The organism is Rhodobacter sp. CZR27 (assembly GCF_002407205.1).
Taxonomy (GTDB): Bacteria; Pseudomonadota; Alphaproteobacteria; order Rhodobacterales; family Rhodobacteraceae; genus Cereibacter_A.
The window spans coordinates 1,191,604-1,203,374 of sequence record NZ_CP023548.1; the positions used below are offsets into that span (position 1 = coordinate 1,191,604).

12 protein-coding genes are annotated in these 11,771 nt (G+C 69.0%); 4 read left to right on the forward strand and 8 right to left on the reverse strand.

The genetic code is table 11. The features are described 5' to 3' along the window. Positions 1-24: 24 nt before the first annotated feature. The 8 genes from CK951_RS05955 to alr all read right to left on the reverse strand — a co-directional run bounded on the left by CK951_RS05955 (position 25) and on the right by alr (position 7,365). Positions 25-690, reverse strand: a complete 666-nt coding sequence (locus tag CK951_RS05955; RefSeq protein ID WP_096785283.1) for an SDR family oxidoreductase — start codon at positions 688-690, stop codon at positions 25-27. Positions 691-788: 98 nt separating this feature from the next. After that, positions 789-2,249: an amidophosphoribosyltransferase gene (gene purF / locus CK951_RS05960; protein WP_096785284.1), complete on the reverse strand. Its 1,461-nt coding sequence runs from the start codon at positions 2,247-2,249 to the stop codon at positions 789-791. 81 nt (positions 2,250-2,330) lie between these two features. Next, positions 2,331-2,945 carry a CvpA family protein gene (locus CK951_RS05965; protein ID WP_096785285.1) on the reverse strand — a complete coding sequence of 205 codons (615 nt, stop codon included), beginning with the start codon at positions 2,943-2,945 and terminating at the stop codon, positions 2,331-2,333. Positions 2,946-2,964: 19 nt separating this feature from the next. After that, entirely contained in the window at positions 2,965-4,323 is a 1,359-nt protein-coding gene (radA, locus tag CK951_RS05970) for a DNA repair protein RadA (RefSeq protein ID WP_096785286.1), read from the reverse strand. A gap of 43 nt (positions 4,324-4,366) precedes the next feature. Next, complete coding sequence (locus CK951_RS05975; protein WP_096785287.1) at positions 4,367-4,792, reverse strand: paraquat-inducible protein A; 426 nt, start codon at positions 4,790-4,792, stop codon at positions 4,367-4,369. A gap of 1 nt (position 4,793) precedes the next feature. Next, positions 4,794-5,540 (reverse strand): ABC transporter ATP-binding protein, encoded by a 747-nt coding sequence (locus CK951_RS05980; RefSeq protein ID WP_096785288.1) that lies wholly within the window; start codon positions 5,538-5,540, stop codon positions 4,794-4,796. Beyond that, on the reverse strand, positions 5,537-6,319 hold the full coding sequence (locus CK951_RS05985) for an ABC transporter permease (RefSeq protein ID WP_096785289.1): 783 nt from the start codon (positions 6,317-6,319) through the stop codon (positions 5,537-5,539). Before CK951_RS05985 ends, CK951_RS05980 begins: the two co-directional genes overlap by 4 nt. Beyond that, positions 6,316-7,365 carry an alanine racemase gene (gene alr / locus CK951_RS05990; protein WP_096785290.1) on the reverse strand — a complete coding sequence of 350 codons (1,050 nt, stop codon included), beginning with the start codon at positions 7,363-7,365 and terminating at the stop codon, positions 6,316-6,318. The genes CK951_RS05985 and alr overlap by 4 nt, the downstream gene beginning before the upstream one ends. A 220-nt stretch (positions 7,366-7,585) precedes the next feature. On the opposite strand from alr, the gene fabG reads away from it, so the two are divergent. The 4 genes from fabG to mltG all read left to right on the forward strand — a co-directional run bounded on the left by fabG (position 7,586) and on the right by mltG (position 11,758). Then, a complete protein-coding gene (gene fabG, locus CK951_RS05995; RefSeq protein WP_096787176.1) occupies positions 7,586-8,323 on the forward strand; it encodes a 3-oxoacyl-ACP reductase FabG in 738 nt (245 codons plus the stop codon). Positions 8,324-8,501: 178 nt separating this feature from the next. Continuing rightward, positions 8,502-8,735 (forward strand): acyl carrier protein, encoded by a 234-nt coding sequence (locus tag CK951_RS06000; protein WP_002719616.1) that lies wholly within the window; start codon positions 8,502-8,504, stop codon positions 8,733-8,735. A 582-nt stretch (positions 8,736-9,317) separates the two neighbouring features. Further along, entirely contained in the window at positions 9,318-10,580 is a 1,263-nt protein-coding gene (gene fabF, locus CK951_RS06005; RefSeq protein WP_096785291.1) for a beta-ketoacyl-ACP synthase II, read from the forward strand. Continuing rightward, positions 10,580-11,758, forward strand: coding sequence for an endolytic transglycosylase MltG (mltG, locus tag CK951_RS06010; RefSeq protein ID WP_096785292.1), 1,179 nt, complete (start codon positions 10,580-10,582; stop codon positions 11,756-11,758). Before fabF ends, mltG begins: the two co-directional genes overlap by 1 nt. Positions 11,759-11,771 lie beyond the last annotated feature (13 nt).

The window sequence follows — 11,771 nt, forward strand, 5'->3', positions numbered from 1 at the left end:
GGGCGCTTCAGCGGAAGGCGTCGCTCAGAGCAGCGCGAGGATGCGTTCGGCCTCGGAGCGGGGATCGGCCAGCTTGTCGCGGTCCTCGCCGGGGAAGAAGCGGCCGCGGGTCGCGGTCGGCAGCGGCTTCGGCGTCTCGATGACCACGCGCGGGCCGATCTTCTTCGTCTCGGCCTGCCAGCTGCGGGCGAGGGCGATCTGCGCGGCCTTGGTGGCGCCATAGGCGCTGAAGAAGGGCTCGCCGCCGCGGGGATCGTCGAAGAACAGCGCAGTCCCCTGACCCGCGCGCAAAAGCGGCTCCACCATCGGGATCAGGATGCCCGTGGCGCGCACGTTCGTCGCGATCGACTTGTCCCAGTCCTTCGGTTCGAGATGACCGGCGGGGCAGAGGGGGGCTGCATGGATCGCGGCATGGACCCAGAGATGCACGGCGCCCCAGCGGTCGAAGATCGACCGGCAGAGGTGGCGCATCGCATCGTCATTCGTCACGTCCATCGGCGCGAGCGTCGCGGGCTCGGCCCCCGGACGGCGGCCCTTGATGCGGTCGTCGAGATCCTCGAGCCCGCCGGTGGTGCGGGCGACGGCGACGACATGCCAGCCCGCCACCGCCAGTTCTTCGGCGATCGCTGTGCCGAGCCCGCGCGAGGCTCCGGTGACGAGGGCGATGCGGGGCGAGGGCAGGGTGCTCATCTGGGCGGCCTTCCGAAGTGAAAACGCGCCGCCGGCGATGCGGGCGGCGCGTTCAGCCTATGGCCGGAAACGCGGAAGGGTGCAAGGACCGCGGGCGGTTACTGCGCCGCCTTCATCTCGAAGCCCTGCTCGATCTTGTCGGAGGGCGCGACGGGGTAGTCGCCCGAGAAGCAGGCATCGCAGTAGCGCGGCGCCTTGGGATCGCGGCCGGCAGCCTCGCCCACGGCGCGGTAGAGGCCGTCGAGCGAGATGAAGCGCAGCGAGTCGACGCCGATCCAGTCGCGCATCTCGTCCTCGGACATGTTGGCGGCAAGGAGCTTGGCGCGCTCGGGCGTATCGACGCCGTAGAAGCAGGGCCAGGCGGTCGGCGGAGAGGCGATGCGGAAGTGGACCTCGGCCGCACCCGCGTCGAGGATCATGTCCTTGATCTTGCGGGAGGTCGTGCCGCGGACGACCGAGTCGTCCACGAGGATCACCCGCTTGCCCTTGATCAGCGCACGGTTGACGTTCAGCTTCAGCCGCACGCCCATGTTGCGGATCTGCTCGGTCGGCTCGATGAAGGTCCGGCCCATGTACTGGTTGCGGATGATGCCCATGGCATAGGGGATGCCGGACTGCTGGCTGTAGCCGATGGCGGCCGGAGTCCCCGAGTCCGGCACCGGGCAGACCAGATCGGCATCGACCGGGGCTTCCTTGGCAAGTTCCACGCCGATCTGGCGGCGGGTTTCATAGACCGAGCGGCCGCCGAGGATCGAATCGGGCCGCGAGAAATAGACGTGCTCGAAGATGCAGAAGCGCGAGGCGCGGCGCTCGAAGGGCTGGAAGCTCTCGATGCCTTTCTCGTCGATCACCACCATCTCGCCGGGCTCGACCTCGCGGACGAATTCGGCGCCGATGATGTCGAGGCCGCAGGTCTCGGACGACAGCGCCCAGCCGTCGCCGATCTTGCCGATCACCAGCGGGCGCACGCCCAGCGGGTCCCGCACGCCGATCAGCTTGGTGCGGGTCATGGCCACCACCGAGAACGCACCCTCGACCCGGCGCAGCGCGTCCTTCATCCGCTCGGGGATGTTCTTCTGGATCGAGCGCGCCATGAGATGGATGATGCATTCGCTGTCCGACGAGGACTGGAAGATCGAGCCGCGCTCGATCAGTTCGCGGCGCAGCGCCGAGGCGTTGGTCAGGTTGCCGTTGTGGGCGATGGCGGCGCCGCCCATGGCGAATTCGCCGAAGAAGGGCTGCACGTCGCGGATGGCGGTGGCGCCCTTGGAACCGGCGGTCGAATAGCGGACATGACCGATGGCGATGGAGCCGGGCAGCGTGGCCATCACCGAGGCGTCGGTGAAGTTGTCGCGCACGTAGCCGAAGCGGCGGGCAGAGTTGAAGCCGTTCTGCGGGTCATAGGAGACGATCCCTCCCGCCTCCTGACCGCGATGCTGGAGGGCGTGCATGCCGAGCGCCACGAAGTTGGCCGCGTCAGCCACGCCGATCACGCCGAAAACGCCGCATTCTTCCTTCAACTTGTCATCGTCGAAGGGGTGGCTGGGGAAGGGGCGCATGGGGGGCTCCGAATCCGGGAGAGTTTGGCCCCTCATGTAGTGGCTTGTCACGCCGCTGTCACCCTCACAACGGCGCAGAAATCAGTTGGCGGGCGCCGGGGCGGGCGCGGCCGGAGCGGCGGGGGCGGGTGTTTCGCCCTGCGGCGCGGCGCAGCTTCCCACCAGCTGTTCGTAGCGCGCGACGATCCAGCCCGGCGCGTCCGTCGGGATGGACCGGTCGATGTTCTGCTGGAAGCTGGCGAAGATCTTGGCCGAGCGCGAATTGTCCACCATGGGGATGGTGTCCGAGGCGACCGCGCGGTCGTAGACGATCAGCGCCACCGCGACGAGAACCACGCCGCGAAGGACGCCGAAGAGAAAGCCGAGGCTCTGGTCGAGGCCGCCGAGGGCGGAATTGCGGATCGCCGAGGAAAACAGCGGCGTGAAGAGCGACATGAGCACGAGGCCGAGCGCGAAGACCGCCGCGAAGGAGGCGATGATCGCCAGTTCACAGCTGTCACCGAGGAAGTCGCCGAGAACCGGCACCTCCTTGATCAGCGGCTGCGCCTGCGGCGCGAAGACGAAGGCGAGGACGGCCGCCCCGATCCAGCCCGCGATGGCCATGAACTCGCGCACGACGCCGCGCGAATAGGCGAGGATCGCCGACAGCACGATGACGGCCGCGACCACGGCGTCGATGATGGTGAAGCCTTCCATGTGCCCGCTCCTTCGGCCCTTAGCCTGCCCCGAACAACTCGCCCACGAATGCCGTGAGGTCGGGCATCTGACGCACCCGCATTCCCTCGTCCCGCCCGATTTTCGAGCGGGTCGGCGCGACTGCCTGCGAGAAACCAAGTTTCGAGGCCTCTTTCAAGCGGCTTTCCGTCTGCGCGACGGGACGGAGGGCGCCGGAAAGGCTGATCTCGCCGAAAAGCACCATGTCGGGCGGAATTGCCACATCCTCCCGTGCCGAGACGAGGGCCGCCGCGACGGCGAGGTCGGCGGCGGGCTCGTTGACGCGCATCCCGCCGGCGACATTCAGGAACACGTCGAGCCCGGCGAAGGGAATGCCGCAGCGCGCCTCGAGCACGGCAAGGATGGTCGAGAGCCTGCCGCTGTCGAGGCCGACGACGGTGCGGCGCGGCGTGCCGAGCGGCGAGGGCGCAACGAGGGCCTGAATCTCGGTCAGGACGGGGCGCGTGCCTTCGATTCCCGCGAAGACGGCGGAGCCGGGGGCGGGCTGGTCGCGGTCGGAGAGGAAGAGCGCGGAGGGGTTGGCGACCTGCGCCAGCCCCCCGCCGGTCATCTCGAACACGCCGATCTCGTCGGCCGGGCCGAAGCGGTTCTTGACCGCGCGCAGGATGCGGAACTGATGGCCGCGCTCGCCCTCGAAATAAAGGACGGTGTCGACCATGTGTTCGACCACGCGGGGGCCAGCGATCTGGCCCTCCTTCGTGACGTGGCCCACGAGGATGACGGCCACGCCGCGGCGCTTGGCGAAGGTCACCAGCTCATGTGCCGAGGCGCGGACCTGCGCGACCGAGCCGGGGGCGGATTCGACGTTGTCGAGCCACATGGTCTGGATCGAGTCGATCACGGCCAGCGCCGGACGCTCGGCATCGAGCGTGGTCAGGATATCGCGAAGGTTGGTCTCGGCGCCGAGCGCCACCGGGGCCGTGCCGAGGCCGAGGCGTTGCGCGCGCATGCGGACCTGCGCCGAGGCTTCCTCGCCCGAGATGTAGAGGCATTTCACCCCGCGGCTCGCGAAGCTCGCGGTGGCCTGCAGAAGCAGGGTGGACTTGCCGATGCCGGGATCGCCGCCGACCAGGATGGCGGAGCCCGCGACGAGGCCGCCGCCGAGCACGCGGTCAAGCTCGTCGAGGCCCGAGGAGATGCGGGGCGGCGGGGCTTCCTCGGTCGCGAGGTCGCTGAGCGCGATGGCGCGGCCCTTCGCGCCGAGCGCGCGCGGCCCGGTGGACAGCGGCGCTTCCTCGGAGATCGAGTTCCAGGCGCCGCAGGCCTCGCATCGGCCGGCCCATTTGCGATGGACGGCGCCGCAGGCCGCACAGGTGAAGCTGGGTTGGGATTTCGCCATGCCGCCTTTTGCCCGCTCGGGGCGGGTGGCGCAAGCGGGCGACTCAGTGCCGTGGCGACAGCATCGAGATGGCGAGCGAGCCGAGGATGCAGCCGGTGAAGAGCCAGAGGCCCCAGGCGGTTTCGACCGTGGCGAGGCCCACGCCCTTGATGACCACGATGTAGAGCGCGATCAGGAAGATGTCGGCCATCGCGAGGCGGCCGAGCAGGTGCAGGGCCGGCAGCACCCGGGCCGAGAGAAGCCCCGCGTGCAGAAGCGCGAGACCGATGGTCTTGAGGTAGGGCGCGAAGATCGCGAAGACCGTCACCAGGAGCGCCAGGTAGACGTCGGTGCCCCAGAGCGATTGCAGGCCGGAGATCACCGAGATCTCGGACAGGCCGAAGAGGGGCAGCATGCCGGCCCGCATCAGCGGCGCGAACCAGGCTACGGGGAAGAGGACGAGCAGCGCGAGGTTGGCCGCGCGCAGCATCCTAGCGCAGCGCCTCGATCGGTCCCTCGGCGCGGCCATGGATGAACTGCTGCACGTAGGGGTCCGGCGTCGTGTCGAGATCCGAGACGGGGCCGGTCCAGCGGATCTTGCCGCGGTGGAGCATGGCCACGTGGTCCGCGATGGCGCGGACCGAGGTCATGTCGTGCGTGATCGTGATCGCCGTCGCGCCCATCTCGGTCACGATCTCGCGGATCAGGTCGTTGATGACGCCGGCCATGATCGGGTCGAGGCCGGTGGTCGGCTCGTCGAAGAAGATGATCTCGGGCTCGGCGGCGATGGCGCGGGCGAGGCCCACGCGCTTCTGCATGCCGCCCGAAAGCTCGGCCGGGAAGAGGTCGGCGACCTGCGGCCCGAGGCCCACGCGGCGCAGTTTCTCGATGGCGATCTCGCGCGCCTCCGCCTTCGGGCGCTTCTGCGCGCCGCGGAGCAGGCGGAAGGCCACATTCTCCCAGACGTGCAGCGAGTCGAAGAGCGCGCCGCCCTGGAACAGCATGCCGAACCGCGCGAGGAAGGCGTCGCGCTCGGCGTGGCTCACGTCGTCGCCGTCGAGCAGGATGCGGCCCCTGTCGATGTGCACGAGCCCGAGGATGCATTTCAGCAGCACCGACTTGCCCGTGCCCGAGCCGCCGATGATCACCATCGAGGTGTTGCTTTCGACCTTGAGGTCGATGCCCCGCAGGACGTGGTTCGGCCCGAAGGACTTGGTGACGCCGGAAAGCTCGATCATGAGGTGAAGAACACCTCCGTCAGCAGGTAGTTGGCGGCGAGGATCAGCACCGACGCCGCGACCACCGCGGATTTGGTCGCACGGCCTACCCCTTGCGCGCCGCGGCCCGAGTTCATGCCGTGGTAGCAGCCCATGAGGGCCACGATGAAGCCGAAGGCCGCGCCCTTGACGAGGCCAGAGCCCACGTCCCAGACTTCGAGGAAGTCCACGGTATTCTTGAGGTAGGTGGCCGAGTTGAAGTCGAGGCGGTTCACGCCGACGAGCCAGCCGCCCGCGATACCGATGGAGTCGCCGACCGCCACCAGCACCGGAACGGCCAGCGTTGCCGCCAGCACGCGCGGGACGGCGAGATACTTCAGCGGATGGGTGGAGAGCGTCACCAGCGCGTCGATCTGCTCGGTCACCTTCATGGTGCCGATCTCGGCCGCAATGGAGGAGGCGACGCGGGCGGCCACCATCAGGCCGCCGAGCACCGGGCCAAGTTCGCGCGTCATGCCGATGGCGACGATGGAGGGCACCACGGCCTCGGCGGAGAAGCGCGCACCGCCCGAATAGATCTGGAGTGCCAGCGCGCCTCCCGTGAAGAGCGCCGTCAGGCCGACCACGGGCAGCGACAGCCAGCCGATCTGGACGAGCGCGTGCAGGAACTCGCGCGGGTAGAATGGCGGGCGGAACAGGTGGCCCACCACCGAGGCCGCGAACAGCGCGATCCGGCCGATGGCGGCCAGTGCGCCCAGCGTCGCCCGGCCGAGTGCTGCGATGGGCGTGGCGAGGCTCACGCCGAAAGCCCGCCGTAGCGGCGCTGGTAGCGGGTGCCGAGGCTTGTCAGGATCTCGTAGCCGATGGTGCCGCCGATGTCGGCCAGGTCGTCCGGGGTCTGGTGAATGCCGAGGATGTCGAGCGTCTCGGGCACTTCGGGCAGGTGGCTCACGTCGACGGTGATGAGGTCCATCGAGACGCGGCCCACGAGCGGGCAGGGCACGCGGCCGGCGTAGAGCGTGGCCTTGCCGGAAAGCGTGCGCGGCAGCCCGTCGGCATAGCCCGCCGCCACGGTGGCGATGGTCGAGGTGTGCTGCGCCGTCCATGTGTTGGAGTAGCCCACGGTTTCGCCGATCTCGACCTCGCGCACCTGCACCACGGGCAGCGAGAGCCGCACGACCGGGCGGGCGTTCTCGTACGGCCGCCCGCCATAGAGGCCGATGCCGGGACGCGTCAGTTCGAAGTGGTAATCGGCTCCGAGCAGCAGGCCGCCGGTCGCCGAGAGCGATCGCGGCAGGCCCGTGCCGTCGGTCATGGCGCGGAAGGCCCGAAGCTGTGCCGCGTTCATCGGGTGCTCGGGCTCGTCTGCGCAGGCGAGGTGGCTCATCAGGAGTTCGGGGCCTGCTGCGATCGCGGTCGGGGCCACGGCCTCCCATTCGACCGGCTCGAGGCCGAGGCGGTTCATGCCGGTGTCGAGCTGGATGCCGAACGGATGGCCGCCGAGCGACTCGAAATGGCGCGTCAGCTGGTCGATGGAGTTCAGCATCGGCGTCAGGTCGAAGTCGGCGATCAGCCGCGTGTCGCCTTCCATGTGGCCGGAAAAGACGCAGATCTGCGGGCCGGAGCCGAGCGCGCGGCGGACCTCGGCGCCTTCCTCGGCGGCGGCGACGAAGAAGCGGCGGGCGCCGGCGCGGGCCAGCGCATGGGCGACCTTGGCGGCGCCAAGCCCGTAGGAGTCGGCCTTCACGACGGCGCCGGTCTGGCAGTCGGAGGCGGTCATCTGGTCCAGCGCACGCCAGTTGGCGGCGATGGCGTCGAGGTCGATGGTGAGGATCGCGGTTGCCATGGCGGTGTTTTCACCGGCGCGTCTCCGAGGTCAAGGGGGGAAAGGCTGGCGGTGGCGATCCCCGCCGCCTGCGGGATCGGCGGATCCCGAAGCGATTGTGTAGGCTTCCGCGCGCTTTGCGGCCCGGGCGATCCTGTCGCGGAGGCGGGCAGTGGTGGCGGGTGGCGCGGTGCCGCCGTGGCTGGTAAAGGGCGGCGAAAGGCAGGACGAGGAGACGGACATGTTCGATCTGACGGGAAAGGCGGCGCTGATCACGGGCGCCTCGGGCGGGATCGGGGGCGGAATCGCCCGTGCGCTCCATTCGGCGGGGGCGACGGTGGCGCTTTCGGGCACCCGGACGGCCCCGCTCGAGGAACTGGCAGCCGAACTGGGCAGCCGTGCCCATGTTCTGGCCTGCAACCTTTCGGACCCGGCAGCGGTCGAGGCCCTGCCGAAGCAGGCGGCCGAGGCGATGGGGGCCGTGGACATCCTTGTCAACAACGCGGGGATCACGCGCGACCAGCTGGCGATGCGCATGTCGGACGAGGACTGGGCGCAGGTGATCGACGTGAACCTGACCTCGACCTTCCGGCTTTGCCGCGGCGTGCTGCGCGGCATGATGAAGGCGCGCTGGGGCCGGATCATCAACATCACCTCGGTCGTGGGGGCGACGGGCAATCCGGGGCAGGCGAACTATGCCGCCTCGAAGGCGGGTGTCGTCGCCATGTCCAAGAGCTTCGCCGCGGAAGTGGCGAGCCGGGGGATCACGGTCAATGCTGTGGCGCCGGGCTTCATCGCGACGGCGATGACCGACAAGCTGAATGACGAGCAGAAGGCGCGGATCATGGTCCAGGTTCCGATGGGCCGCATGGGCGAGCCGGGCGACATCGCGGCCGCCGTTCTCTACCTTGCCAGCCCCGAGGCGGGCTATGTCACGGGGGCCACGCTGCACGTGAACGGCGGTATGGCGATGCTGTGAAAAAGCCTCCGGGCATGCGGCACTTTCGGCGCGGGAAAGCGTTTGCCTTGGCGGAAGAGCCTTGCTATAGGCCCGACAGAAGTTGCCGGGGCGCCCGCCACCGGCGCAACTGCACCAGTTGCCAGTAGGGCAAGGGACAACGAGCCGGGAACCCTCCCGCAACGAATGAGGAAGTGACATGAGCGACATCGCTGATCGCGTGAAGAAGATCGTCGTCGAGCATCTGGGCGTCGAGGAGGAGAAGGTGACCGAGAATGCCTCGTTCATCGACGATCTCGGCGCGGACAGCCTCGACACGGTCGAGCTCGTGATGGCCTTCGAGGAAGAGTTCGGCATCGAGATCCCGGACGACGCGGCCGAGACCATCCAGACCTTCGGCGACGCGGTTAAGTTCATCTCGGAAGCCGCCTGAGCTTCCTGACGGGCGCTTCCGGGCGTCCTCTCGAGACAGACCCCCGTCGAGCTTCGCTCGGCGGGGGTTTCTCCATTCGTGATGCTGTGATCGGCAAACCGGGAGTGGCCTCGCACCTGCACTCGGGGGCTATTGCAATGCGTCCGGGGGAGGTGCCGTCCGCGGCGGCATCGAGCCCCCGCGGACGGCCCTGCCGGGGACAGGAATGACATGTTCTTCTTGCGGCTGGCGTGTCGTTGGGCCCCTGAAGGAAGGGCAGGCCTCGGCCGGCATGGGACGGCGCCGGACAGGGTCAGGGCGAGCCCTCCACCCAGAGCCGCAACGCAAGTCATTCGGTCGGCACGCGGGGTCGCTTGCCAAAGTCCAGCCGGAGCCGCAGGGCGAGCCCTTGCCTGCTTGAGGCTGCCCGTTCCCTCTTCCGTGGCAACGCCGCCCGAGGGGGTTCGATGCCCCCTCGGGCGGCACCTTCCCCGGTTGGCGAAGGGTCGCAAAGCCGCGTCCCCGCTTGTTGCGAAGGGGCGTTCGCGCGTGTAAGAGGCCTTGCGACAAGGGCCCGGACCGGGCTGGCAAGGGAGTCATGGCATGCGTCGAGTGGTTGTCACGGGTCTGGGCATGGTCACGCCGCTGGCGTGCGGCGTCGAGGAGACCTGGAAGCGGCTTCTCTCCGGCCAGTCGGGCGCGGGGGCCATCACCCGGTTCGACACGGCCAATGTCACCACAAGATACGCCTGCGAGATCCCGTTCGGCGACGGGTCCGACGCGACCTTCAACCCCGACGACTGGATGGAGCCGAAGGATCGCCGCAAGGTCGACGATTTCATTCTCTACGGCATGACGGCCGCGGCGCAGGCCGTAGCGGATTCCGGCTGGGTGCCGGCGACCGAGGAGGAGCGCTGCCGCACGGGCGTGATGATCGGCTCGGGCATCGGAGGGCTCTCGGCCATCGCCGACACGGCCGTCCTGATCAAGGAGAAGGGGCCGAAGCGGGTCTCGCCCTTCTTCATCCCTTCCGCGCTCATCAACCTCGTCTCGGGGCAGGTCTCGATCCGCTTCGGTTACAAGGGGCCGAACCATGCGGTCGTGACCGCCTGCTCGACCGGTGCCCATGCCATCGGCGACGCGGCGCGGCTGATCCAGTGGGGCGACGCCGACGTGATGCTCGCGGGCGGGGCGGAAAGCCCGATCTCGGAGATCGGCATTGCCGGCTTCAATGCCTGCAAGGCCCTGTCCACCAAGCGTCATGACGACCCGACGGCGGCGTCGCGGCCGTGGGACGCGGATCGCGACGGCTTCGTGATGGGCGAGGGTGCCGGGGTCGTGGTGCTCGAGGAATACGAGCATGCCAAGGCGCGGGGCGCGAAGATCTATGCCGAGGTGCTGGGCTATGGCCTTTCGGGCGATGCCTATCACATCACGGCGCCCGCCGAGGATGGGGACGGCGGCTTCCGCTCCATGTCGATGGCGCTGAAACGGGCGGGGCTGGAGGCTTCGGCCATCGATTACATCAATGCCCACGGCACGTCGACGATGGCCGACGTGATCGAACTGGGCGCGGTGGAGCGTCTGCTGGGCGACGCGGCGGAGAAGGCCACGATGTCCTCGACCAAGTCGAGCATCGGCCACCTGCTCGGCGCGGCCGGTGCCGTCGAGGCGATCTTCTGCACGCTGGCGATCCGTGACCAGGTCGCGCCGCCGACGATCAACCTCGACACGCCGGCCGTGCCGGCCCGGATCGACCTTGCGGCCAATGCGGCTCGCAAGCGCCGGATCGACGTGGCGCTGTCCAACTCGTTCGGCTTCGGCGGGACGAACGCCTCGCTGCTGCTGGGGCGGGTGTCCGACTGATGTGGCGCGCCATCGCCTCCAATGCGCTGACGCTGTTCATTGTCGTGCTGGTGGCGGTGGCCGGTCTGCTGGCCTGGGGCCGGCAGGAGTTCACCGGTCCCGGCCCGCTGGCCGAGGCGGTCTGCATCCGGATCGAGCGCGGGGATTCCCTCTCGGCTGTCAGCCAGCGCCTCGAGACGCAGGGCGCGGTGAGCGACGCGCGGATTTTCCGGATCGGCGCCGAGTATTCCGACAAGGCCGGCGGGCTGAAGTTCGGCAGCTACCTCGTGCCGGCCGGGGCGTCGATGGCGCAGGTCCTCGAGATTCTCACCGCGGGCGGGCAATCCACCTGCGGGCGGGAGGTCAACTTCCGCATCGGCGTGGTCGCGGCCGAGATCATCCTGCGCGAATTTGACGCCGCCGAGAGCCGTTATGTCGAGGTGGCGAAGTTCGTTCCGGGCGAGGGCGAGACCCCGCCGACCTATGCCGAAGCCGCCGAGGCCGAGGACCTGCGCTGGCGCGTGACCCTCGCCGAGGGGGTGACGAGCTGGCAGGTCGTGGACAGCCTGCGCAAGGCCGACTTCCTGAAGGGCGAGATCAATGAGGTCCCGCCCGAGGGCACGCTTGCACCGGACAGCTACGAGGTGGAGCGCGGCGACGACCGGGGCGCCCTGCTGGCCCAGATGCAGGAGCGTCAGAGCCTGATCATCGCCGATCTCTGGGAGGCGCGCGCTGCCGATGTGCCCTATGCGACGCCGCAGGAGGCGCTGATCATGGCGAGCATCGTCGAGAAGGAGACCGGCGTGCCGGAGGAGCGGCCGCAGGTGGCAAGCGTCTTCGTCAACCGGCTGGCGAAGGGCATGCGGCTTCAGACCGACCCGACGGTGATCTATGGCGTGACGGAAGGCAGGGGGATCCTCGGCCGCGGCCTCAGGCAGAGCGAGTTGCGCCGGCGCACGGATTACAACACCTATGTGATCGCGGGCCTTCCTCCGACGCCGATCGCCAACCCGGGTCGGCTGTCGATCGAGGCGGCGCTGAATCCGGCCAAGACGGATTACCTTTATTTCGTGGCGGATGGCAGCGGCGGGCACGCCTTCGCCGCCACCCTGGAAGAGCACAACCGCAACGTCGCGGCCTGGCGCAAGATCGAGGCCGAGCGGGGCCGTCCGCCGCCGGTCGGCATCCAGGGTGACTGAAGTCTTGACGAAG